The sequence below is a fragment of the Alcanivorax sp. DSM 26293 genome, assembly GCF_900107995.1.
GTDB lineage: Bacteria > Pseudomonadota > Gammaproteobacteria > Pseudomonadales > Alcanivoracaceae > Alcanivorax.
This window is the reverse complement of record NZ_FNUM01000001.1, coordinates 358,893-381,788: the sequence shown is the minus strand read 5'-3', so window position 1 is coordinate 381,788 and position 22,896 is coordinate 358,893. Positions and strand designations below refer to the sequence as shown.

The following is a 22,896-nucleotide window of genomic DNA, read 5'->3' as shown; positions in this document are numbered from 1 at the left end:
GCTGGAGGTGTCAAGCAGCGCGCTGCGTTCCTACGAAGCCGCTGCAGGAACGCAGCGCAGCGGAGTAACGCACGTAGTGCAGTGCGGCCCGAAGGGTGAGCAAAGCGAATAATCCATGCTTGTCCCCCATGGGGGATCTGCGACATGCGAACCGCGTTTGCGCGGAAATCGCCCGCAGGGCGATCAGGAATATCAGAGCTCGACAGGTTTCCCGGCAATGCGTTGCCACAATCAACGCCGAATCGCGCCGCGAGCGACGCTCCTACGGACAGCTTTTATAAAAACGCGAGCAAGGCACTATCCGATCAGCACGGCCCAGCCCGCGTTGCAGCTTGTGGCTTGAGGCTTGTTGCTGCCTCACCGCTTGAGAATAAATTCCAGCACCAGCTGGCTGCCGAAGAAGGCTACCAGCAGCACCGCGAAACCACCCAGCGTAAAGCGAATAGCAGTGCGCCCCCGCCAGCCGCGCAAATAGCGGCCGGTGAGCAGGATCGCGAATACCACCCAGGACACCAGCGTCAGGATGCTCTTGTGTGCCAGGTTCTGCGCGAACAGGTTGTCCACGTAAAGGAAGCCACTGAAGATCGCCACGGTAAGCAGGATCTGCCCCAGCCAGATGGCTTCGAACAGCATGGATTCCATCACCTGGATGGGCGGAAAAACCCGCATCACGCCGCGGATATGGCCGCTCTTCAACTGCCGGTCCTGCACCCACAGCAGTACCGCCTGGCAGGCGGCAATGGCCAACACGGCGTAGGCAAGAATGGAAAACAGCACATGCACCCCCAGGCCGTGGGCCAGGGGGTGGGCGATATAACCTGTGTTGACCCAGAGCATGGCGGGGATAGTCAGTGCCGCAAAGGGATAGACCAGCGCAGAAATCCACTCGAAGGGTCGATAGAGGCTGGAAAGCAGCACCACGATAGCGCCGGTGAAAGCCACCGTGGACGCCACCGGAAACACGCCCAGTTGCAGCCCCTGGGGAGTCAGGATGATTTGCCACAGGCAGAGTCCATGGGCCAGCACGGCCAGACTCCCGGGGAGCAGCACGGAGACCCGGGAAGGGCGCTGTTGCCCGCGGTACTGCCGGTAAAGGATCAGGCAAGCAACCAGATACAGGGCAAAGGCGGCAAAACCACTGATCACGGAAAGGTTCATAGGTCGTTGTTATCCGTCGTCATTACCCGAATAAAGTGGCGGGCCGCTGAAGTCTGGCATAGGCATAACTTGACTATCAACAATCATTCTCATTTTCTGCCGGTGTCTGCCCCATGACGTTGGCGGTCAAGGAAGGCTATAATCGCGCCCCTGTCCCTGCGGTGGCGAAGGCCAGCCGCAGACACGGTGTATTTGGAGGTAACCCCATGTTCGAGAATCTCACCGACCGGTTGGGATCGTCGCTTAAAAACCTGGCAGGTCAGGGCTCACTGACCGAAGACAATATCCGCGACACCCTGCGCGAAGTGCGCAAGGCACTGCTGGAGGCCGATGTGGCTTTGCCAGTAGTGAAAGAGTTTGTCGAACAGGTGAAAGAAAAGGCCCTGGGCCAGGAAGTCCTGAAGAGCCTGAATCCCGGCCAGGCATTCGTGAAGATCGTCAATGACGAGCTGGTCCACACCATGGGCGACGCCAATGACGCCCTTAACCTGGCCACCAAGCCGCCGGCCATTATCCTGATGGCCGGCCTGCAGGGTGCCGGTAAGACCACTTCCGTGGCCAAACTCGCCCGCTTCCTGCAGGAACGGGAGAAGAAGAAGGTCATGGTGGTGTCCGCCGACGTGTATCGCCCGGCGGCGATCGAGCAGTTGAAAACCCTGGCGGGGGAGGTGGAGACCAACTTCTTCCCCTCCACCGGCGATCAGGACCCGGTGGATATCGCCAACGGCGCTCTGGAAGAAGCCCGTCGTCGCTACATGGATGTGTTGATCGTCGATACCGCCGGTCGACTCCATGTCGATGAAGACATGATGAGTGAGATCAAGCGCCTGCACGGGGCCATCAGCCCGGTGGAAACCCTGTTCGTGGTCGATGCCATGACCGGTCAGGACGCTGCTAATACGGCTCAGGCCTTCAATGAAGCCCTGCCGCTCACCGGTGTGATTCTGACCAAGGCGGATGGTGATTCCCGCGGTGGTGCCGCTCTCTCGGTTCGCCACCTTACCGGCAAGCCGATCAAGTTTATCGGTATGGGCGAGAAGACCGATGCCCTGGAGCCGTTCCACCCGGACCGTATCGCCAGCCGGATTCTCGGCATGGGCGACGTGCTGTCCCTGGTGGAAGAAGCCGAGCGCAAGCTGGACAAGTCCAAGGCCGAGAAAATTGCCAAGAAGTTCAAGAAAGGCAAGGCCATGGACTTCGAGGACCTCAAGGACCAGTTCCAGCAGATGCGCAACATGGGTGGCATGGCGGGCCTGCTCGACAAGCTGCCTGGTATGGGCGGCATGATGCAGGCGGCCCAGGACCCGGCGGCCATGAAGCAGATGAAACACATGGAAGCGCTGATCGACTCCATGACCCCGAAAGAGCGCCGTAACCCGGATCTGATCAAGGGGTCGCGCAAGAAGCGCATTGCCGCCGGCGCCGGCCTGGATATCCCGGCCCTGAATCGTCTGATGAAACAGCAGAAGATGATGGCCAAGATGATGAAGAAGATGCGCACCAAGGGTGGCATGAAGAACATGATGCGGGGCATGGAAGGCATGATGGGGGGCAATGGCGGCCCCGGTGGCCCTGGCGGAATGGGGGGCATGGGCGGCCCGGGCGGTATGCCGCCTATGTAGAAAGCTGCAAGCCGCAAGCTGCCACGCGGGCAGAGTGGGTGGTTAAGCCGCCTCTCTGCCCGCGTTGCGTTTGGGGGTAGGGCTCCCGATATTATTGTAGGAGCACCTCTCGAGGTGCGAACTGTCCTTGAGGGTGTGTATCCCAGGGGAGAAACCTGTCGAGTTCGGCAAGCCCTGATTGCCCTGCGGGCAATGTCCTCGCTGCGCGAGGTTCGCACCTCAAGAGGTACTCCTACAGGGGCGCTGTAGAAAGCGTGTTGCGTGGTGCTTGTTGCCTGCCGCTTCTCTCTGTATAATTCGCGCCCTTCGCGGCCTTCCCTGTCTGTCAGGGCTGGCTTTCAAGCGGATACGATGGCTTATCACGAGATAGGCCGGGAAACCGGATTGATAAAAGGTAAATGAACCATGGTAATTATTCGTCTTGCCCGTGGCGGTTCCAAGAAGCGCCCGTTCTACAGCATTGTTGTTGCCGATAGCCGTAACGCCCGTGACGGCCGTTTCATCGAGCAGCTGGGTTTCTACAACCCCATCGCCCGCGGCGGTGAAATCCCTCTCAAGCTGAACCTGGAAAGCCTGGACGCCTGGGTTGCCAAAGGCGCGCAGCTGTCTGACCGTGTCAAATCCCTGGCTAAGCAGGCCCGTAAGGAAGCCTGATGGCAGGGGGAGGGCAAGTGTCCTCTAAGCTGGAGGTGGTCGGTCGCATCCTCGGGGTGCACGGCATCCAGGGCTGGGTAAAGGTGTATTCCTATACCGATCCCATGGACAACCTCCAGCAGTATCAACCCTGGCACCTGAAACAGGGTGGCCACTGGAAGCCGGTGAAACTGACCGGCTTTCGCCCCCAGGGCAAGGGGCTTATCGCGCAGATCGAGGGAATCACCGATCGTGAAGCGGCGGCAAGCCTGGTGGGGCAAGACATCGGGGTTCCCGGTGATCTGCTTCCCACCTCCGGGGAGGGGGAGTACTACTGGCGCGACCTGATCGGCCTGCGTGTTCATCACGTGGACGGCATGGACCTGGGCAAGGTGGTACGCATGCTGGAAACCGGTGCCAACGATGTGCTGGCGGTACGCGGCGACAGCAACAGCCTGGATCGGCGCGAGCGCCTGATTCCCTGGCTGCCGGACGATGTGATCACCGAAGTGAATCTGGCCGAAGGCCGGATGACGGTGGACTGGGATCCGGAGTTTTAAATGCCTTTTTCGGTGACGCTGGTAACCCTGTTCCCGGAAATGGCAAAAGCGATTACTGACTTCGGTGTGACCCGGCGCGCGGTGGAAAACGGCCAATTGCAGCTGGACACCGTGAACCCTCGGGATTTCACCGAAGATCGTCACCGTACCGTGGACGATCGCCCCTTTGGCGGCGGCCCAGGCATGGTGATGAAGGTGGAGCCGCTGGCGAAAGCCCTGCAGGCGGCCCGCGCAGCCAATCCGGCGGCCACCGTGATCTATCTGTCCCCCCAGGGGCAGCCGCTGACCCAGGCGAAAGCTGCGGAGTTGGCGGAAAAGCCCGGTCTGGTATTACTGGCGGGGCGTTATGAGGGCGTAGACGAGCGTTTGCTCGAGGCGGAAGTGGATGAACAGATCTCCATCGGCGACTACGTGCTCAGCGGCGGCGAATTGCCGGCGCTGGTGTTGACCGATGCGGTCAGCCGACTGTTACCCGGAGTGCTGGGACACCAGGATTCCGCCGAGCAGGATTCGTTTTCCGGTGAATTCGAACACCTGCTCGATTGCCCCCACTACACCCGCCCGGAGGTGTACAACGGGCAGGCAGTACCCCCGGTACTGCTGAGCGGCAATCACGAGCTGATTCGCCGCTGGCGTCTGAAACAGGCGCTGGGACGGACCTGGCAACAGCGTCCCGACCTGCTGGAAGCCCGCCGGGCGCGGGGTTTGAGCGTTGAAGAGCAGCAGCTGCTGGACGAATACATCGCCGAGCAGTCGCCGCATACAGCAAAAACGACAGACTAGGAGCACTGCCATGAGTGGCAAGAACCTGATTATCCAGGGCATCGAAGAAGCCCAGCTGAAATCCGATCTGCCGGAATTCGGCGCCGGTGACACCGTCACCGTGCAAGTGAAAGTAAAGGAAGGTAGCCGTGAGCGTCTTCAGGCGTTCCAGGGCGTTGTGATTGCACGTCGCAATCGTGGCCTGAACTCTGCCTTCACCGTTCGCAAAATCTCCCACGGTGTGGGCGTTGAGCGTGTATTCCAGCTGCACAGCCCGCTGATTGATTCCATCGAAGTGAATCGTCGTGGTGATGTAAGCCGCGCCAAGCTGTACTACCTGCGCGACCGCTCTGGCAAGTCTGCCCGGATCAAGGAAAAAATCCGCTAAGATCCTGCGCGTATCTTCTGTCGCGAGCGAATGTCGGTTTAGCCTTTGCTGTAGGGCATGCGAAATCGACCTCTGGCCAAACAGAATGCTCCACACAAAAAAGCCGCTCCCGAAAGGGCGCGGCTTTTTTGTGTCTGTCACAGAGGACAAAGGGTGCGCACGCTTCGGGTCACTGCGGCCGTGAATAGGTCACCACGCGGTCTCGCCCTTGGTGTTTTGCGGTGTACATGGCCCGGTCTGCTTCCTCAATCAGCGTATGGGCATCTATCGCAGATGCCTCCCCGGTACTGCTGACACCAAAACTGGCGGTGAGCTTGATGGCTGGAGAACCGGCAATCGGCATTGTGTTGCGACGTAGCGCCTCGGCACACCGCTCGGCAACATTTTGCGCCTGGGACAGGGTGGCCCCGGGCAGCAGCATCAGAAACTCCTCGCCCCCGTAACGCCCCAGCAGGTCATTGTCGCGAAGATTGTCCTGCAGCGTCTCGGCAACATGAATCAGAGCCTGGTCACCAATGGCATGGCCGTAACGGTCATTGATCTGTTTGAAATGGTCCACATCCATGAGCACCACAGCCAGGCTTTTGCGATTGCGCACTGGCAGGGAAAGTTGCTGGTTGAGGGTCTGTAACAAGTGCCCGCGATTGACCACACCGGTGAGTGGATCGCGTATGGAGCGGTCAAAGGTGGAGGCTTCCCGATGGCGCCAGGTAGACGTAAGTGCGGCAACCGTAAAGGAATCTTTAATGATGATCAGGCCAGCCGCCATGATTGTCATCATGTCATACCAGACCTGTGCCGGGCGGTAGTCCACGGGGGAAAGCAAGGGCCGATACAGCGTGCTATCCAGGCTGACGGCAATGGCGTAGGCGAGTATGGCGGCCATGGAGCAGGCGAAAACCAGGGTGATCTGGGGCGCGGGAAACAGCAGCAGGCCGATAAGGACGCAGCCGGTGAGGACAATGCCGGTAACCAGATTGAATGGGCCTACCAGTAACAACGAGACGATGCCGCTGAGCCCGAAAAGCAGGATGGTGAAATTGGCAAACCGGGTTTCCCCGCTCTCGGACATGGGCGTGCGGCTGCCGAACAGGGCGATGGCCAGCCACATCAGACTGGCAATAAGGCCCCACGCCAAGCCAGCCCAAAGCAGGGGGTTGTAGACGCCCTCAATAAAGACGGAGAGGGTCAGTCCCGCGGCACATCCCAGGAAGATAATCCAGTAGATGGGTTGCCCGATCCAGCAGATGAAAATGCCTTTTTCCCGGGGGCTGCCATTAATTTGCTGACCGATGAGCCGATAGAGTTCTTCTAATGGTTTTATCATGGCTGTCGCGGTTGGGTTGCGGTTTCGCGGAGAGCGAAACCGCAAGGGGGAGATTTACGCTTTTCTGAGCATCCGGTAGAGCGCCAGCAACACCAATGCACCGACGATGGCGGTCACAAAACTGCCCAGGCTGAAATCGCCCATGGAGCCGCCGATACCGGTGATGGAGCCAAGCCAGCCGCCCACGAAGGCACCGGCCACACCAATCAGAATAGTGACGATAAAGCCACCCGGGTCCTTGCCCGGCATGATCCACTTGGCAATGATCCCGGCGATCAAACCAAACACAATCCACGATAGAATGCCCATATTTCCTCTCCTTGGTAGCTGATTGTCAGTTGTAAGGACAGACCCATTGTTGCCGCAAAAGGCGGCCGCTGTCGTTAATGTGGCGCGCTCCGGGCGTAATTTTTGGTAAAAGACAGTTTGAAGCGGCCATGCAGAATGTCGTTAACCCATTGTTTTTTCTTGCTGTTTAGGGCTTTATTCAGGAATGAATCAGTTAACCGATGACCATGGGCGCCTGATCGACAGCTGGCTGGATCAGCAGTGGCTGGAAAAAGGGCTCAGTGAGCACAGCCTGGAGAGCTATCGGCGGGATATCCGCCAGTTGGCCATCTGGCTGCAGGGCCAGCATGCCAATTTGCTGCAATGCCAGCGTTACCAGTTGTTGGAATTTCTCGCGGACCGCCATCAGCAGGGAGTGGGAGCCCGTTCGGTGGCCCGGCAATTGTCAGCGGTGAAGAGTTTTTACCGATGGTTGAAGCGGGAAGGGCGCATCGAAGAGGACCCGGCGCTGTTGATCGAGCGCCCCAAAACCGGCCGGCCGCTACCCAAAACCCTTACCGAAGCCGATGTGGAGGCGCTTCTGGCGGCCCCGGATGTGTCCACCCCACTGGGATTGCGGGATCGGGCCATGCTTGAGCTTATCTACGCGACCGGGTTGCGGGTCACCGAGCTGGTTACCCTGACCCAGAGCCAGATCAATCCCCGCCAGGGATTGGTTCGTGTGATCGGCAAGGGAGACAAGGAGCGTCTGGTTCCCCTTGGCGAAGAGGCGCTTCACTGGCTGGCCCGGTACCTGCGTGAGGCGCGACCTTTGCTGTTGGGGGACAATCAGGAGCTACTGTTCCCCAGCAGACGAGGCACCTGTATGACCCGCCAGACGTTCTGGCATCGTATCAAGCAAATGGCTATGGTCGCCGGGGTGGAAAAAAAACTCTCACCCCATACACTGCGTCATGCGTTTGCCACCCATCTGCTGAATCACGGGGCAGACTTGCGAGTGGTGCAGTTGTTGCTTGGCCACAGTGACTTGTCCACCACCCAGATTTATACCCATGTGGCGCAGCAGCGCTTACAGGATCTGTACCAGAAACATCACCCCCGTTCGGGAACCTGACCCGCTCGCCGGGCTCCAAGACATCAGCTGAAGGAGTAACGACAAAATGAACAAGTGGTTTTTAGTGGTACTGACGGGGCTGATGACGGCTTGCGGTGCGGATACGGGTTCCGCAGAGGCTGGCAAAAATGCCGTGAATGGCGACCAGGCCAAGGCGGCTTTCGAGGAAGCCTTTGAGGGCATGACAGTGACCGAAGTCCGTGCTGCGCCGATGGCGGGCATGGTGGAACTGGATGTGAACGGTCGTGAGAGTGTTTACATGACCGAAGATGGTCGTCACATCCTGATTGGCAAGCTGCTGGAGATCAAGGACGGCGAGGTGGTCAACCCGGCAGAAGAGCGCTTCGAGAAGGTGCGCAAAGCGGGCATCAAGGAGCTGGACCCGGCAGACATGATTACCTACGCGGCGGATGACGAGACGGCCGAGGTGTATGTGTTTACCGATATCAGCTGTGGGTTCTGCCGCAAACTCCACCGCCATATTGACGAGTACAACGCTGCGGGCGTGACCGTTCACTACCTGGCCTTTCCCCGTGGCGGTGCGACCACCGAAGCCGCAGCGGCCATGCGCCATATCTGGTGCGCGGAGGATCGGGCCCAGGCACTCACCGATGCCAAGCTGAACAACGAAGTGATCCAGGCTGAGCTGAGCGACTGCGCCAAACCGGTGGATGAGCAGTATCAGCTGGGTAATACCTTCGGCGTCCGTGGCACCCCGGCCATCTATTCCACCGAAGGCGAGCAACTGGGGGGCTATGTGACCCCGGAACAGCTTCTCCAGCGACTCAACTAACGGGCTGGACCCCGCGTAATCCGGCGCTTTCGGCCCGGGAATACAGCGTGAATACATTGACGGCGCAGAGATGCGCCGTTAATGTGTCCGCCTTCATTTTTCCCTCACCCAAGGTGCTGTCGTGGAAACAGATTTCCAGCGCATTCGTCGTCTGCCGCCCTATGTCTTCAATATCGTTGGTGATTTGAAGAAAGCAGCGCGAGCGCGGGGTGAGGATATTATTGATTTCGGCATGGGCAATCCGGACCAGCCCACCCCGAAGCACATCATCGACAAGCTCACCGAAACGGTGCAACGCGGGGATACTCACCGCTATTCCCAGTCCCGCGGCATTCCGCGCCTGCGCAAGGCCATTGCCGACTGGTATCAGCGCCGCTATGCGGTGGACCTGGATCCGGAATCTGAAGCCATCGTTACCATCGGCTCCAAGGAAGGGCTGGCGCATCTGGCGCTGGCTACCATGGGGCCGGGGGATACGGTACTGGTGCCCAACCCCAGTTATCCGATCCATCCCTACGGTTTCGTGATCTCCAACGCGGATATCCGCCACGTGCCCATGGTGAAAGGGGTGGATTTCTTTGTGGAGCTGGAGCGGGCGATCAAGGAATCCTGGCCCAAGCCGAAGATGCTGGTGCTCAATTTCCCCGGCAACCCCACCGGCCAGTGTGTGGATCTGGCGTTTTTCGAGAAGGTGGTGGCCATCGCCCGTGAGCACCAGATCTGGGTGGTTCATGATCTGGCCTATGCGGATATCGTCTTTGATGGCTACAAGGCCCCGTCCATTCTGGAAGTGGAAGGGGCGAAAGAGGTGGCCGTGGAGTTCTTCTCCCTGTCCAAGAGCTATAACATGCCCGGCTGGCGAGTGGGGTTCTGTTGTGGCAACAAGGAACTGATCCACGCCCTGGCACGGATCAAGTCCTATCTGGATTACGGCACCTTCACGCCGATTCAGGTGGCCGCCATCGCCGCTCTGGAAGGGGACCAGAGCTGTGTGGCCGACATCTGCGAGATGTACCGCAAGCGCCGGGACGTGCTGGTGGATGGGCTGGCGGAGATCGGCTGGCAGGTAGAAAGGCCCCGTGCCACCATGTTCGTCTGGGCAGAAATCCCCGAGGCGTATCGTGACATGGGATCGCTGGAATTCTCCAAAAAACTGCTTGTCGATGCCGGCGTTGCTGTCTCTCCGGGCATTGGCTTCGGCGACTATGGCGACGATCATGTCCGTTTTGGGCTGATCGAGAACGAACAACGTACCCGGCAGGCCATCCGCGGCATCAAGAAGATGTTTCGCCAGGACGGTTTGCTGGGCTGAGAAATGCTCTTGCGGCACTTGGCCGCGGGCGTCGGGAAAAGCCGTTGCTGGGCTTTTGTCACCCTGATAAATGAAACGAGGATAGGCTGTGGATTCGGTGAAGGTGGGTATTGCTGGTCTGGGCACTGTGGGCTCAGGCACCGTCAACGTTCTCAAACGCAATGCGGGGGATATTGCCCGCCGTGTGGGACGTCCGATCGAAATTACCCACATCGGTGCGCGCCGGGACAACCCCGCCTGCGACACCCAGGGTATTCGCCTGTCCCGGGATATCTTCGCCGTGGCCACCGATCCGGATATCGATATTCTGGTGGAGCTGATCGGCGGCATCGATACCGCCCGTGAGTTGGTGCTCACCGCCATCAAGAACGGCAAGCATATTGTGACCGCCAACAAGGCACTGATCGCCGAACATGGCAATGAAATTTTCCAGGCGGCCCAGGATAACGGCGTGGATGTGGCCTTCGAGGCTTCCGTCGCCGGGGGGATTCCCATCCTCAAGTCCCTGGGCGAAGGGCTGGCCGCCAACCATATCAACTGGCTGGCGGGTATCATCAACGGCACCGGCAACTTCATTCTCACCGAGATGGAAGAGGGCGGTCGTGACTTCAATGATGTGCTGGCTGAAGCCCAGCAGCTGGGTTATGCGGAAGCGGACCCGACCTTCGATGTGGAAGGCATTGATGCGGCCCACAAGCTGACCATCCTGGCATCCATTGCGTTCGGGATTCCGCTGCAGTTCTCCCAGGTCTACACCGAAGGGATCAGCCGCATTACCACCGAGGACGTGGCCAGCGCGGCGCACTTCGGTTATCGCATCAAGCATCTCGGCATCGCCAAGGACACCGGCAAGGGGATTGAACTGCGTGTGCATCCGACCCTGGTGCCCAAGGAAACCATGCTGTCCGCGGTCAATGGCGTCATGAATGCGGTGATGATCCACGGCGATGCCGTGGGTCCGACCATGTTCTACGGCGCCGGTGCCGGCGCTGAGCCCACCGCGTCTGCGGTGGTGGCGGACATCATCGAACTGGGCCGCGCCCTGACCGTGGATCATGACGAACGAGTACCGTATCTGGGCTTCCATACGGACCACATGTCCGATGAGCCGATCCTCACCATCGACGATGTGACCTGCTGTTTCTACCTGCGCCTGCACGTGCAGGACAAGAAAGGGGTGCTGGCCGATGTGACCCGTATCCTCAGTGACAACAATGTCAGCATTGATGCCATGGTGCAGCGGGAAGTGGATCAGGGGCTGGTACCCATCGTGATGATGACCCACGAAGTGCGCGAGGGAGACATGAATCTGGCGTTGGCCAAGATCGGTGCCCTGGACACCGTGGATAGCGATATAATGCGCATCAGAGTGGAAACTCTGGACGCCTGAAATACCGGGTCCGACGTTTGACGTCAGACTTCAGACGCTTTTTAAGAGAGATTTGAACATGCCTTTTCGTGACCGTTACACCGGCCTGATCAACCGCTACCGTGACCACCTGCCGGTGAATGATGACACGCCCATTATCAGCCTGGGGGAGGGCAATACGCCCCTGATCCGTCTGAAGAATATTCCCCGAATGCTGGGCAAGGACGTGGATATCTACGTCAAGTATGAGGGCCTCAACCCCACCGGTTCCTTCAAGGATCGGGGCATGACCATGGCGGTGACCAAGGCCGTGGAAGAGGGCAGCACAGCCATTATCTGTGCGTCCACCGGCAATACGTCTGCAGCAGCGGCGGCCTACGCGGCCCGTGCTGGCATTACCGCTTTCGTGCTGATTCCGGAAGGCAAGATTGCCATGGGCAAGCTGGCCCAGGCGATGATGTATGGCGCGGTGATCATGCAGATTCGCGGTAATTTCGACCAGGGCATGGAACTGGTCAAACAGGTTGCCGAGAAGGCGCCGGTGACCATCGTGAATTCCGTTAATCCCTATCGTCTCCAGGGCCAGAAGTCTGCGGCTTTCGAGATTGTCGAAGAGCTGGGTCGCGCTCCGGATTTCCACTGCCTGCCGGTGGGCAATGCGGGCAACATTTCCGCTCACTGGATGGGTTACAGCGAATACAAGAAAGCCGGCGTGGTGAACAGTGCCCCGAAGATGGTCGGCTACCAGGCCGAAGGGGCAGCCCCGTTCATGCGCGGCGGACCGGTGAAAGAACCGGAAACCGTTGCCACGGCGATTCGTATCGGTAACCCGCAGTCCTGGGACAAGGCCTGGGCCCTGCAGGAAGAATCCGGCGGCTGGTTCGACGAGCTGAGCGACCAGGAAATCCTGGCGGCGCAGAAGCTGCTGGCCGAAAAGGAAGGCATTTTCTGTGAGCCGGCGTCTGCGGCATCTCTGGGTGGCGCCATGCGCGATATCAAGGCCGGAAAAATTCCCGAAGGCTCCACCATTGTCTGCACCCTGACAGGTAATGGTCTCAAAGATCCTGATACGGCCATCGCCCAGTGCCAGGACAGCCGCATGGTCACCATCGATGCGGATCTGGACGCAGTGAAAGGTGCCATCCTCTCCAATATGTCCTGATCTGCAACAACGCTCGACCCAAAAACGGAGCGCATGGCGCTCCGTTTTTTTTAATTTTTGCTGTGATTTTTTTCATGCCCCGGCTACTTACCGGTATTTAAGTGCGGCTTTTGTGAACAGGGCAGCAACCAATAAACCGGGAATTTTGCATTTGTTTTGGCGATTGCGAGAAACAATCTGGCAAGAATATGTTAGGGTGCGCTTTCTTGTCGGGAAGCAAGGGAACCACGACTCCGTGTCGAGATTATTGAAACCACCTACCTGTATATTGTCTTTTCCGGGCTGATTTTTTGCCTGTTCTATAGCCCTTTGCGGCTATTCCTCTCCTTGTATTGTCATCGTTTTAGTTCGAAGTTTTTGTGTCTGCACACAATCGGGTATCACCCGGTGATTTGACTTTGCTTGGTCAATATTTAGTCTGTAAAGAAAATCAGAGAAGGGAGCGTTAGATGAATAAGCGTGCTTTTGCAAAGCGCACTGGCTACCTGAGCTGTCTGCTTGCTGCGTCCATTCCACTCAATGCCCATGCGGGGGCCGAGCTCAGCGCTGGTGTCTGGTGGGTTTATCAATATGTCACTGACTCCGATTTTTCCGGTCCATCGTCCGCCTTTGATGAAGATCTGGATAACACCACCGGGGGTAACTTCGCGGATCCCGCCCTGATTCTCTATGCCAATGACGATGGCTCCCATGGGCCCTGGCGCTTCAGTGCAGAAGGCCGCATTGGCACCGGTGGTTTCACCGATCCGGCCAACAACAACTCCGGTGATACCTTTACCATGCACAAGGCATGGATTGGTTACGAGTTTGACGACGAAACCTTGCTCACAGTGGGGAAAAGCCAGGTACCTTTCGGCTGGAAAACCGTCAACTTCTGGCCCGGTGAAGGGGTGTTGGGGGGTTACGGCGATCAGATGGATGTGGGCTTCAAGCTCAGCTCTTCACTGAATGCCTTCAGCTACGATGTGGCCTACTACCACCAGGATGACTGGGGTGAAACCAGTACCGATACCGTGGATGACAACGGTCACTGGGGTAGTGCCACGTCCTACCGCAAAATCAAGACCGGTGTGGTCAATGGTGACTGGAATTTCATGGATGGCCACACGGTAGGACTCTCCTACCAGAAAGGGCGTTTGCAGGACCTGACTGCGGCTGAGGCCAAAGCACGGGATGATGAGGGTGATCATGAAGCGCTGAATCTGCACTACACCTTCACCATGAATGACTTCACAGCCCGTTATCAGTTCATCGATACCATGCGCGATTTCGGCGGCATGGATGCCTTTCTTGCGGGTGGTGCTGCCCCAGCCGATGAAGAAGTGGAAACCCAGGTTCACATGGCTCAGCTGATCTACAACCAGAATCGCTGGAGCTATTACCTGGACGCGGGTGTGGCAAGCACCGATACCCGCGGCAACAACGCCGACGATGTGGAGTTCTACGCACCCGGTGTCAGCTACAAGTACGGCCCGGGTTGGCTGTATCTGGAGTATCTGTGGTCTGATGGGGATGTAGATCGTAATGGCGACATTTACGAAGCGGATTTCCGCGCCGTCTACGCCTCGTTTGATTTTTATTTCTGATTGCCGGTAGCGGCCCTGCGGGGTCGCCTACTCGGGTTCAGATGATGAAGTGCCTTTTGAGGAGTGCATGTTTCGGGGGCGCAACCCTGACATCGTCCGGACCGACTGGCTGTGAGTTGCGGCATTCACTGCGCACCCTGAAGCAAGACGGAATACGGAGCTAACATGAGTATTGATTACGAGACCGACTATGATGTCGGCCAGGATAATGTGCAGGTCCTGGGGATGGATCTGCACAATCCTGTTTTCTTTATCAGTGCCGTACTGGTGATTGCCTTTGTTGTCGGCACCCTGGCATTCCCGGAGAGTGCCAACGGCATGCTTAATGGCGCCAAGGGCTGGGCCATCGAGCATTTCGACTGGTTGTTCATGGTCAGTGGCAATCTTTTTGTACTGTTCTGTGTGGCCCTGGCGGTGATGCCAACCGGGAAGATTCGTCTTGGTGGTCAGAAAGCCAAGCCGGAGTTTTCCACATTGTCCTGGTTTGCCATGTTATTCGCTGCCGGTATGGGCATCGGCCTGATGTTCTGGAGCGTTGCGGAGCCGGTGGCCTATCTCAACGGCCAGTGGTACGGGACGCCCCTGGGAGTGGAAGCCGGCTCTGAAGAAGCCCGTCACATGGCTATGGGGGCAACCATGTATCACTGGGGTCTGCATCCCTGGGCGATCTATGCCGTGGTAGCCCTGTCGCTGGCATTCTTTTCCTACAACAAAGGGATGCCGCTGACCATTCGCTCCGCCTTCTATCCCATTCTGGGTGAGCGCTGCTGGGGCTGGCCGGGCCACATCATTGATACGCTAGCGGTAGTGGCAACCATCTTCGGTCTGGCTACGTCTCTGGGGCTGGGTGCTCAGCAGGCATCCGGTGGTTTGCACTTCCTGTTTGATACCCCCAATGCCATCAACATGCAGTTGGCGATCATTTTCGGTGTGACTTCTGTGGCTGTGGTCTCGGTGATGCGTGGCCTGGATGGTGGCGTGAAGATTCTCAGCAACATCAATATGACGTTGGCGCTGTTCCTGTTGTTCTTCGTGATTATCGCCGGCCCGACGTTACTGATCATCACCGGCTTTGGCACCACGGCAGTGGATTACCTGTCCAATATTGTGCCGCTGAGTAACTGGATCGGTCGTGAAGATGATGCCTGGTTCCACGGTTGGACCGTGTTCTACTGGGCCTGGTGGATTTCCTGGTCACCCTTCGTCGGTATGTTTATCGCCCGTATTTCCAAAGGCCGTACCGTACGGGAGTTCATTACCGCCGTGCTGTTGGTGCCGACCATCATCACCATTATCTGGATGTCCGCGTTCGGCGGTGCAGGCCTGGACCAGGCCATCAATGGTGTCGGCGAGTTGGCCGGTGGCGTCAATGATGCCTCCCTGGCGCTCTTCCAGATGCTGGAAAATCTTCCCTGGACCGGCATCATGTCGTTCCTGGGGATCGTACTGGTACTGGTGTTTTTCGTAACGTCCTCCGACTCCGGTTCCCTGGTGATTGATTCCATTACCGCAGGTGGCAAGGTGGATGCGCCGGTACCCCAGCGTGTGTTCTGGGCGGTGATGGAGGGCGTCATCGCCGGTGCGTTGTTGTATGGTGGTGGCAAGGAAGCCCTCAAGGCCTTGCAGTCCGGCGCGGTTGCTACGGGCTTGCCGTTTACACTGGTGCTCTTGCTGATGTGCGTCAGCCTCTACATGGGGCTTTCCGTAGAGAGTAAGCGGCTACGAGCCATCAAGACTTCTTGATCGCGCAGGAAAGCAAAAAATGCCCGCATGTGCGGGCATTTTTTATGGATGGAAAAATGACGTTTCAGGTCAGAATCTGCAGCTTTGCACAGGATGAACAGGGAGACTGGGTGATGTTGTTGTCATGTGGCCATCGCCAGCATGTGCGCCATCAACCACCCTTTATCAATCGCCCCTGGGTTACCCGTGAAGCCGGGCGTGCCCGGCATCTGGGGAGGGAGCTCACTTGCAACCAATGTCAGCGTGGTATGCCGTTCCCTTCAAACCGTGGCGGGTGAGCCATCCTGACGTAACCGGGTATGGCGGTTGATGGTGTGCTGCAGGCCAAAGAGGGCGGGAAGGTGCGGACCGACCACGCCCTTGCCAGTGGTCAACAGCGCACCACTCAGTGCCCGCTGGGGATCCGCCCAGCAATAGATGCTGATAAAGCCAAGGTGACCGAAGGCGTGGGGAGCGCCCGGGCCGAACATACCCATGCCCCGATTTCCCAGCATGAAGCCGCTGGAGAAATTCAGGGGGAGAAACAGGCTGCGATCGAAGCGCGGGCGGTGATAGGCCGGCTGCAGAGCGCGAGCCACGGTTTCCGGTTTGAAGATTTGCTGGCCTTCGTAATACCCGTCATTGAGAAGCATCTGAAAGAATCGACTGGCTTCTTCGGCGGTGGCATAGAGGTTACCCGCCGGCACGATGATGTCCTGAAAGCGGTCATCATTGGTGACTTCCACTACCTCATCGATGCTGCCTCCCACCGCATAGGTCAGAAACAAATCCACCAGTTTCATGGGTACGCCAGTGGATACATCCCGGGCGCGTTCCGGGCCGGTCTGGCCAAAGGTAAAGTATTTCATGCCCATGGGCTGGCGAATTACCCGATCCAGGGTGGCATTAAGGTCCTCGCCGGTAACCGCCTCGACAATGGCGCCGAGGATAAAGCCGGCGGTAATGGCATGGTAGGCCTGATTGTTGAGACCAGAAGGTTTGGCCGCACACAGCAGATCGATGATTTCCTGGGGGCGGTAAAGAATGTCCGGTTCCACCTGGGCAGGGGGGCGGGGGATACCGGCCTGATGGGTCAGTAAGTGGCGGATGGTTGTGCGCCCCTTGCCGTTCTGCCCATATTTGGGCAGGTAGCGAGTGACGGGGTCGTCCAGGTCCAGCTGCCCGGTTTCCACCAGATGATGGACCATCATGGCGGCCACCACCTTGGAAGCGGAAAACAGGCAGACCGGGGTGTCCGGGGTCATGATTCGCTGGCTCTCCGGGTCGGCATAGCCGATGCTGCGGTCCAGCATGATTTCCCCATGGCGTCGCAGGCACAGGCTGATGGCCGGGCTCATACCACCCCGGTAGAGTTTGCGAGTGGCCCGCCAGATGGCTTCTACCTGCTCGGATCCCATGCCGGTTTTCTCCGGCAGGGCTTCCTGCCCCTGGCGGATCAGGCCATCCAGGCTGCGGGGAATAGGGGTGCCGTGGGCGCTGAGCATTCGGTTGATGCGGGGACGTAAAGCCATAAGGATCTCGGATAACAGGTCGTGTCGGGCCCGAAATGACGGGATATATGTCGACGTGATGTTTATTGTGAAAGGACGACATTGTCCACGTGGCAGACGGTCCTGCAATGGCCACCCGTGCCATCCTCATGGCGCCAGATCACAATGTTTTGGCCGTGCGGGCTGAAGTCACTGCGGTACAATGGCGGTGAGCCGCAGAGGCTAGCCGCAGGTTACAAGATTTTGTCCCATGATCCTTGCAGGATTAAGGGCGTGATACCCAGAATAACAGAAGCATTTTCAGGAGGTTACGTGAATACCATCAAGCAGTCCGATTTTCAGAGTTTCGCTGAATTTTACCCCTATTACCTGCAGGAGCATGGCAACCCCACCTGCCGCCGGTTGCATGTGGTCGGCACCACGCTATTGCTGGTGTTGCTGGCGGCCATCGTTGTCGGTGCCCTGAGTGCCTGGTGGCTGTTTGCCCTGCCAGTGGTGGGTTATGGCTTTGCCTGGGTGGGGCATTACTTTTTCGAGAAAAATCGCCCGGCTACCTTCAAGCACCCCTGGTACAGCCTGATGGGTGACTTTGTCATGTACAAGGACATCCTCACCCGTCGTATCGACTGGTAAGGCATCCCGTCACGCTCCCGGCCTGATGCTTCAGCGCGGCTGGTGCCGGGAATCCATGAGCCAAAAATATTGCAATGACCGTTGTTCAGCACTTTCAACCCGGCATTTCCCCGCAGCAAGACAGCGCGCTACCCGATCTGGATTGTCGGGAGAATATCGATGCCATGGTCCATGGCTTTTATCGCCGGTTGCTGGATGATCCGGTGATGGCGCCCATGTTCCTGGATGTGGCTGCCATTGATCTGCAGCAGCACCTGCCCACCATCTGCCAGTACTGGTACAAGATGCTGCTGGGTGAGACTGACTACCGGCGCCACATGATGGCCAAACACCGGGCCCTGGATGACAAACAGCCGCTGACGGGTGAGCATCATGAACGCTGGCTGCAGCATTTCATGAACAATCTCGACGGCCGTTTCGCCGGCCCCTATACCGACCGGGCGCGGCATATCTCCTTTCGGGTGATGGATAATCTGTATGCGCAGTTGAGCAAAAGGCGTGAGTTGAAAGTTTAACGTTCAAAGTTGAAACGCGGTTGATGTTCGTTGCCAAACGGAGAGCAGGGTGGCCGCGTTTCTCTGCAGGAAGAGATCTTCTACTAAGCTACTTTGGGAGCGCCGCTTGAGGCGCGAACAGCCACGGGGGGTAATTCGCGCCTCAAGTGGCGCTCCTACATCCGTGTTTCCTGAAAGCGTCTGAACGCGGCCTTCGCCCTTGTTGTCAGGAAGGCCGTCATCGCGTTTCAACTTTGAACTTTACACTTTCAACTGCTCTTCTACCCGATCACCCCGTCCGCCTTCAACGCCGCAAACTCCTCGTCGCTCAGCCCCAACTCCTCACGTAAAACCGCCTCGTTATGACTGCCGACTTCGCCACCCGGCCAGCGGGTTTCCCCGGGGGTGTCGGTCAGGCGCGGAGTGATGGCCGGGACCTTGAGAGGTTTGCCGTTGATTTCCACCTGCTGGAACAGGCCCCTGGCCTGGAAGTGGGGATCGTTGAACATATCGGAAACCGAGTAGATGGGACCTGCCGGGACCCGGGCTTCTTCCAACAGAGTCAGGACTTGATCGCTGGGCAGGCTGCGACACCAGCTATCAAGAGCACTATCAATCTCAGCCTCGTGTTCCACCCGTCCGGCGTTGCTGGCCATGGCCGGATTGTCTGCCATGTCCGGTCGGCCGGCGGTGGTCATTAGCCGTTTAAAGATGGAATCGCCATTGCCACCAATCACCACAAACTTCCCATCCGCGCAGCGGTAGGTATTAGTGGGCACGATACCGGTGACGGTGGAGCCTGCCGGTTCGCGGATGACCCCGGCACCATCAAATTCCGGGATCACCCCCTCCAGCAGGTTGAAGACGGATTCATAAAGGGCCACATCCACCACCTGGCCCTTATCGCTTTCTTGCCGTTCAAACAGGGCCAGCAGAATGCCCAGGGCTGCGTGCAGGCCGGCAATGGTGTCGCCCAGGGAGAGGTTGGGGCGCACCGGGCGCTCGCCGGGAAAACCATTGACATATCGCAGGCCGCCAATGCCCTCACACACCGATGCATAGCCGGGTTTGCTGGCGTAGGGTCCGGTCTGGCCGTAGCCGGAAATGCGCGTGTAGATAAGGCCCGGGTTGTCATCGGCAAAGCTGTCCGGGCCCAGGCCCCAGTTTTCCATGGTGCCGGGGCGGAAGTTCTCGATCACCACATCCGCGCTGCTCATCAGCTTGCGCACCAGTCCCTTGCCCTGCTCGGATTTCAGATCCAGGGTCACGGATTTCTTGTTGCGCCCCAAGCTGCGCCACCAGTACGAGGTACCGTCCTCGTCCAGCTTGCGCCAGCCACGAATGGGGTCACCGCCAGGGGGTTCCACCTTCACCACATCGGCACCGAAATAGGCCAGCAGGGTGCCGGTAAAAGGGCCAGCCAGCAGCTGGCCCAGCTCGATAACACGGACACCGTCCAGGGGCAGGCGGCGGGATGGAGTCTCGGGCATGGAACCTCCGAAGATTGCGGTTTTCTGGAGCATAAGCCTAGCGGATTGAAAGCCCCGTGGTAGTGTCCAAAATGCTCGCAACGAATGATTTAAGGTCAGTCTCGGCAAGCGTTAAGGCATGGGGCTCGGGCGCCGGATTTTGCCTGCTCGCCCGCAGCCTATACAATCCGCGGCCAGCCATGAGGAAAGCCCATGACCCCGGAACGCTATCGTCGTATTTGCGACACCCTGGACCGTCGCCAGCCTGATCTCACCGTGATCATGGATGGCGTCCACAAACCCCATAATATTGCTGCCATTGTGCGCACCTGCGATGCGGTGGGGATTCTTGATGTGCACGCGATCTTGCCCAATAACCGGGCGCGGATGGCTGCTGGCACTGCCATGGGCTCCCAGCGCTGGGTAAAGGTGCACAAGCGGGACGAAAGCAGCAGTGTGATTCGTGAATTGCAGGGTCAGGGGGTGCAGGTGTTGGCGGCGCATCTATCCGATACCGCCGTACCCTATCGCGAGGTGGATTTCACCCGGCCCACGGCGTTGTTGCTGGGCACGGAAAAGTTTGGCGTCAGCGATGAGGCGGCAGCGGCGGTGGATCAGCATGTGATCATTCCGATGATGGGCATGGTGGAATCCTTCAACGTGAGTGTGGCAGCAGCGATTATTCTGGCGGAAGCCTGCGAGCAGCGCCGGGCGAAAGGGTTCTATGATCAGCCTCGCATCGATCCCGTCCGCTACCACGAGCTGCTGTTCCGCTGGGGGCATGAAAGAATTGCCCGCCTTTGTGATGCCGAGGGCATTGCCTACCCGGAGCTGGATGACGAGGGGCAGGTGAAAGATAGTGCCGCACTTTCCGCGCTGCTCAAGAAGAAGGATCAGGACTGTCATTGATAACGACGCGATCAACGTCGTGAATGGATCGGAAACCCCAAGGCCGCGCGCAATATCCTGGCGCGGCCTTTGGGTTCGGGCAAGGAGGAGAGATTCCGTGCGTTATCCATTTTCAATGAAACCCGCGCGCGGTTGTTCGCTATTGTTTGTCCTTGGCGGTGTCCTCTCCTGAAACGGCCACCGCGTCGCTTGTCACCGGTTTGGCCACCGGGGCATGACTGACCTGCCAGTGGAAATCGGCGGCACCGCCTTCGCCTACCCAGGCCGGGAACCACAGGGTGTTGTCCATGGTGGCGTATCGTAGCCGGCGAATATCGATGTTGCTCTCCTTGGCCAGTTCAACCATGCGCTGCAGAACCTTGCCATGGTGCACCTGATCCACGTGCTTGATGGTATCCAGCATGGCCTGACGCATGAGCCGGTTTAAATCATCACGGGCAATACCGGAAAAATTCATCCGGTTAAGGTCGGCCAGGAAGGCATCAGCCAGATCATCCACTGAAGCAAAACGATCCTCCTTCTTCAGCTCTCGCAAACGCTGATTGACTACCTCATCGTATTTTTTAAAGGCGCCGTCATCCTCTGCGTCCGCCAACGCCAGAATCGCCTCGCCCAGACTGTCCATGTCCAGATAATCCAGTTTGGGGATAGCACCCATCAGATCAATGACCGTGGCTGGCATGCCTTCGCTTTCAAAACCCAGTCGTGGGGTTGCCCCCGGATGACGTTCATAATCGGTGATGCTTGCCTTGTCGTCCTCATAGAACATGTTCATGGTCATGCCGTTGAGGAAAGCATCGAATAACCCATCAGGCACCACCGGCATGTGGTTGCTGAAAAACATTTCCCAACCCTGATTGGAGTCCATATGCAGCCAGTCGCCGGGTAGGCGGGTAGCGCCAAGAGTCCGCTCGAAATCACTCATCTCGCCATCCACGGTGCCGTACTGGCCTTTGCCATACACGGAATCATAGGTAATGCGGGCGCCATCCAGATTGTGAAAATCGATGGCGAAGTGAATGCGGGGTTCGCGCAGGAACATCATGAAAAACTTCAATACCTTGACGCTGCCGATGGCAAAACGGGAGGGAATCGTCACCGACTGCTCGTAAAAATCCACCTGGAATTTCTGGCTGAAAAACGTCGGCAAGTAGGCATACCAGATGCGGGCCTTGACCAGGATGGATGCCCGCACCGGTCCGTCCTTGACGGCAATGGGAGTGGCCTTGATGTTCTTGCGGGTATCCAGATCCACCCGCAGGTTCTGGTTGAAAATGCCGGTACTGATGTTGACGTAAATGTTGTCGATGACATTTTCGTCCTTGTGTGGACCCAGCCGGGGGGACATACCCTTGATCTGGGTGAAATCCTTGGGCTCGTAGTCCATCTGCATCAGTGTGGTCTCGATACGGCCCTTGTCCAGGTCCACCTGCACATAGTCCGCCCGTGAGCGCTCGCTGTTGTTACGCACCAGGTAAATATAGCGGGGCTGGTTGCGGGGGGAATCCAGGCGGATTTCCTCCAGCATCCTGCCTTCTTTCAGTGAATGTTGCCGGGGATCAAAACGGTCCCAGCCGCCATCGCGAAACATGAAGGCCAGCTCATCGAAATCATCGAAGATGCCGGGTTTGCCCTCCGGCTTGTGATCATTGTGACCCTCGATCCAGATCAGGCCGGTCTTGTCGAATTCGTCAATCTGGAAAGGAATCGGAACCAGTTTGCCCGCCCGCACTGCCATCAGTGACAATTCCCCGGTGGGGATGCCGTTATGTCTGGCCAGCTGGAAGCCCTTCATTTCCATGGGGTAGAGGTAGGTGAACTGGGTGGTATCCAGGGCTTTCAGGGTGCGATCAAGCTGATCGGTGGAAATGTTGCGCAGGCCGGAGGCCCAGCGGCCCATGGCACTGGGGTCCGCCTTGTAGAAATCCAGGAAATGCTCGAAGTAGGGATCGGGGACCCCCTCGGTCCAGATTTCCCGTGCCTGTAATGGGCTCACCAGAGTGAGGAGAAGGGCGGTGAGACCGATCCATGCCTGTCTGCCGGTCATTTTGTTATTCTCTTGGACAATTTGGATTGGCGAAACA

Annotated in this window: 22 protein-coding genes; 16 read left to right on the top strand and 6 right to left on the bottom strand. The window is 58.1% G+C overall.

Translation table 11 applies throughout. The annotated features are described in order from the left end of the window. Positions 1–357 precede the first annotated feature (357 nt). On the bottom strand, positions 358–1,158 hold the full coding sequence (locus C4S63_RS01640; RefSeq protein ID WP_062816968.1) for an inner membrane protein YpjD: 801 nt from the start codon (positions 1,156–1,158) through the stop codon (positions 358–360). 206 nt (positions 1,159–1,364) lie between these two features. On the opposite strand from C4S63_RS01640, the gene ffh reads away from it, so the two are divergent. The 5 genes from ffh to rplS all read left to right on the top strand — a co-directional run bounded on the left by ffh (position 1,365) and on the right by rplS (position 5,123). Further along, entirely contained in the window at positions 1,365–2,780 is a 1,416-nt protein-coding gene (ffh, locus tag C4S63_RS01635) for a signal recognition particle protein (protein WP_062816969.1), read from the top strand. A gap of 405 nt (positions 2,781–3,185) precedes the next feature. Continuing rightward, complete coding sequence (gene rpsP / locus C4S63_RS01630; protein ID WP_062816970.1) at positions 3,186–3,434, top strand: 30S ribosomal protein S16; 249 nt, start codon at positions 3,186–3,188, stop codon at positions 3,432–3,434. Beyond that, positions 3,434–3,973, top strand: coding sequence for a ribosome maturation factor RimM (gene rimM / locus C4S63_RS01625; RefSeq protein ID WP_062816971.1), 540 nt, complete (start codon positions 3,434–3,436; stop codon positions 3,971–3,973). Before rpsP ends, rimM begins: the two co-directional genes overlap by 1 nt. After that, positions 3,974–4,756: a tRNA (guanosine(37)-N1)-methyltransferase TrmD gene (gene trmD / locus C4S63_RS01620; protein WP_062816972.1), complete on the top strand. Its 783-nt coding sequence runs from the start codon at positions 3,974–3,976 to the stop codon at positions 4,754–4,756. It begins immediately after the preceding gene. A 10-nt stretch (positions 4,757–4,766) separates the two neighbouring features. Continuing rightward, a complete protein-coding gene (gene rplS / locus C4S63_RS01615; RefSeq protein WP_062816973.1) occupies positions 4,767–5,123 on the top strand; it encodes a 50S ribosomal protein L19 in 357 nt (118 codons plus the stop codon). Between the two features lie 169 nt (positions 5,124–5,292). Here the strand turns inward: rplS and C4S63_RS01610 are convergent, their stop codons facing one another. Then, positions 5,293–6,450 carry a diguanylate cyclase gene (locus C4S63_RS01610; RefSeq protein WP_103916499.1) on the bottom strand — a complete coding sequence of 386 codons (1,158 nt, stop codon included), beginning with the start codon at positions 6,448–6,450 and terminating at the stop codon, positions 5,293–5,295. Between the two features lie 54 nt (positions 6,451–6,504). Further along, a complete protein-coding gene (locus tag C4S63_RS01605) occupies positions 6,505–6,759 on the bottom strand; it encodes a GlsB/YeaQ/YmgE family stress response membrane protein (protein ID WP_062816975.1) in 255 nt (84 codons plus the stop codon). Positions 6,760–6,943: 184 nt separating this feature from the next. On the opposite strand from C4S63_RS01605, the gene xerD reads away from it, so the two are divergent. The 8 genes from xerD to C4S63_RS01565 all read left to right on the top strand — a co-directional run bounded on the left by xerD (position 6,944) and on the right by C4S63_RS01565 (position 16,095). Then, positions 6,944–7,852 carry a site-specific tyrosine recombinase XerD gene (xerD, locus tag C4S63_RS01600; RefSeq protein WP_062816976.1) on the top strand — a complete coding sequence of 303 codons (909 nt, stop codon included), beginning with the start codon at positions 6,944–6,946 and terminating at the stop codon, positions 7,850–7,852. Positions 7,853–7,898: 46 nt separating this feature from the next. After that, entirely contained in the window at positions 7,899–8,645 is a 747-nt protein-coding gene (locus C4S63_RS01595; RefSeq protein ID WP_062816977.1) for a DsbC family protein, read from the top strand. Positions 8,646–8,766: 121 nt separating this feature from the next. Continuing rightward, the gene (gene alaC / locus C4S63_RS01590) at positions 8,767–9,957 is read left to right on the top strand and encodes an alanine transaminase (RefSeq protein ID WP_062816978.1); all 1,191 of its coding nucleotides are present in this window, start codon (positions 8,767–8,769) and stop codon (positions 9,955–9,957) included. Positions 9,958–10,045: 88 nt separating this feature from the next. Further along, complete coding sequence (locus C4S63_RS01585; protein WP_062816979.1) at positions 10,046–11,347, top strand: homoserine dehydrogenase; 1,302 nt, start codon at positions 10,046–10,048, stop codon at positions 11,345–11,347. A gap of 58 nt (positions 11,348–11,405) precedes the next feature. After that, entirely contained in the window at positions 11,406–12,488 is a 1,083-nt protein-coding gene (thrC, locus tag C4S63_RS01580) for a threonine synthase (RefSeq protein WP_062816980.1), read from the top strand. 449 nt (positions 12,489–12,937) lie between these two features. Next, complete coding sequence (locus tag C4S63_RS01575; protein ID WP_103916498.1) at positions 12,938–14,074, top strand: hypothetical protein; 1,137 nt, start codon at positions 12,938–12,940, stop codon at positions 14,072–14,074. A gap of 165 nt (positions 14,075–14,239) precedes the next feature. Continuing rightward, positions 14,240–15,817, top strand: a complete 1,578-nt coding sequence (locus C4S63_RS01570) for a BCCT family transporter (RefSeq protein ID WP_062816982.1) — start codon at positions 14,240–14,242, stop codon at positions 15,815–15,817. Positions 15,818–15,861: 44 nt separating this feature from the next. After that, positions 15,862–16,095 carry a DUF3565 domain-containing protein gene (locus C4S63_RS01565; protein WP_369826405.1) on the top strand — a complete coding sequence of 78 codons (234 nt, stop codon included), beginning with the start codon at positions 15,862–15,864 and terminating at the stop codon, positions 16,093–16,095. Here C4S63_RS01565 and C4S63_RS01560 read toward each other — a convergent pair. Beyond that, the gene (locus C4S63_RS01560) at positions 16,078–17,328 is read right to left on the bottom strand and encodes a serine hydrolase (RefSeq protein ID WP_103916497.1); all 1,251 of its coding nucleotides are present in this window, start codon (positions 17,326–17,328) and stop codon (positions 16,078–16,080) included. The genes C4S63_RS01565 and C4S63_RS01560 overlap by 18 nt on opposite strands. 291 nt (positions 17,329–17,619) lie before the next feature. Here C4S63_RS01560 and C4S63_RS01555 point away from each other — a divergent pair, with 291 nt between their 5' ends. Both C4S63_RS01555 and C4S63_RS01550 read left to right on the top strand, forming a co-directional pair. Continuing rightward, positions 17,620–17,940, top strand: a complete 321-nt coding sequence (locus C4S63_RS01555; RefSeq protein ID WP_062816984.1) for a DUF962 domain-containing protein — start codon at positions 17,620–17,622, stop codon at positions 17,938–17,940. 74 nt (positions 17,941–18,014) lie between these two features. Next, positions 18,015–18,455, top strand: coding sequence for a group III truncated hemoglobin (locus C4S63_RS01550; protein ID WP_103916496.1), 441 nt, complete (start codon positions 18,015–18,017; stop codon positions 18,453–18,455). A 260-nt stretch (positions 18,456–18,715) separates the two neighbouring features. Here the strand turns inward: C4S63_RS01550 and C4S63_RS01545 are convergent, their stop codons facing one another. Next, on the bottom strand, positions 18,716–19,924 hold the full coding sequence (locus C4S63_RS01545; protein WP_103916495.1) for a CaiB/BaiF CoA-transferase family protein: 1,209 nt from the start codon (positions 19,922–19,924) through the stop codon (positions 18,716–18,718). Positions 19,925–20,116: 192 nt separating this feature from the next. Between C4S63_RS01545 and trmH the strand changes: the two genes are divergently transcribed. Next, positions 20,117–20,812: a tRNA (guanosine(18)-2'-O)-methyltransferase TrmH gene (gene trmH / locus C4S63_RS01540; protein ID WP_103916494.1), complete on the top strand. Its 696-nt coding sequence runs from the start codon at positions 20,117–20,119 to the stop codon at positions 20,810–20,812. Between the two features lie 139 nt (positions 20,813–20,951). On the opposite strand, the gene C4S63_RS01535 is transcribed toward trmH, so the two are convergent. Beyond that, positions 20,952–22,859: a hypothetical protein gene (locus C4S63_RS01535; RefSeq protein ID WP_063510057.1), complete on the bottom strand. Its 1,908-nt coding sequence runs from the start codon at positions 22,857–22,859 to the stop codon at positions 20,952–20,954. Positions 22,860–22,896 lie beyond the last annotated feature (37 nt).

Coding starts and splice junctions, on each gene's coding strand:
- trmD (WP_062816972.1), top strand. CDS start 3,974: ATGCCTTTTTCGGTGACGCTGGTAACCCTGTTCCCGGAAATGGCAAAA.
- thrC (WP_062816980.1), top strand. CDS start 11,406: ATGCCTTTTCGTGACCGTTACACCGGCCTGATCAACCGCTACCGTGAC.
- rimM (WP_062816971.1), top strand. CDS start 3,434: ATGGCAGGGGGAGGGCAAGTGTCCTCTAAGCTGGAGGTGGTCGGTCGC.
- C4S63_RS01605 (WP_062816975.1), bottom strand. CDS start 6,759: ATGGGCATTCTATCGTGGATTGTGTTTGGTTTGATCGCCGGGATCATT.
- C4S63_RS01595 (WP_062816977.1), top strand. CDS start 7,899: ATGAACAAGTGGTTTTTAGTGGTACTGACGGGGCTGATGACGGCTTGC.
- C4S63_RS01570 (WP_062816982.1), top strand. CDS start 14,240: ATGAGTATTGATTACGAGACCGACTATGATGTCGGCCAGGATAATGTG.
- C4S63_RS01575 (WP_103916498.1), top strand. CDS start 12,938: ATGAATAAGCGTGCTTTTGCAAAGCGCACTGGCTACCTGAGCTGTCTG.
- rplS (WP_062816973.1), top strand. CDS start 4,767: ATGAGTGGCAAGAACCTGATTATCCAGGGCATCGAAGAAGCCCAGCTG.
- rpsP (WP_062816970.1), top strand. CDS start 3,186: ATGGTAATTATTCGTCTTGCCCGTGGCGGTTCCAAGAAGCGCCCGTTC.
- C4S63_RS01640 (WP_062816968.1), bottom strand. CDS start 1,158: ATGAACCTTTCCGTGATCAGTGGTTTTGCCGCCTTTGCCCTGTATCTG.
- ffh (WP_062816969.1), top strand. CDS start 1,365: ATGTTCGAGAATCTCACCGACCGGTTGGGATCGTCGCTTAAAAACCTG.
- C4S63_RS01550 (WP_103916496.1), top strand. CDS start 18,015: ATGACCGTTGTTCAGCACTTTCAACCCGGCATTTCCCCGCAGCAAGAC.
- trmH (WP_103916494.1), top strand. CDS start 20,117: ATGACCCCGGAACGCTATCGTCGTATTTGCGACACCCTGGACCGTCGC.
- C4S63_RS01545 (WP_103916495.1), bottom strand. CDS start 19,924: ATGCCCGAGACTCCATCCCGCCGCCTGCCCCTGGACGGTGTCCGTGTT.
- C4S63_RS01560 (WP_103916497.1), bottom strand. CDS start 17,328: ATGGCTTTACGTCCCCGCATCAACCGAATGCTCAGCGCCCACGGCACC.
- C4S63_RS01610 (WP_103916499.1), bottom strand. CDS start 6,450: ATGATAAAACCATTAGAAGAACTCTATCGGCTCATCGGTCAGCAAATT.
- C4S63_RS01565 (WP_369826405.1), top strand. CDS start 15,862: ATGGATGGAAAAATGACGTTTCAGGTCAGAATCTGCAGCTTTGCACAG.
- C4S63_RS01535 (WP_063510057.1), bottom strand. CDS start 22,859: ATGACCGGCAGACAGGCATGGATCGGTCTCACCGCCCTTCTCCTCACT.
- xerD (WP_062816976.1), top strand. CDS start 6,944: ATGAATCAGTTAACCGATGACCATGGGCGCCTGATCGACAGCTGGCTG.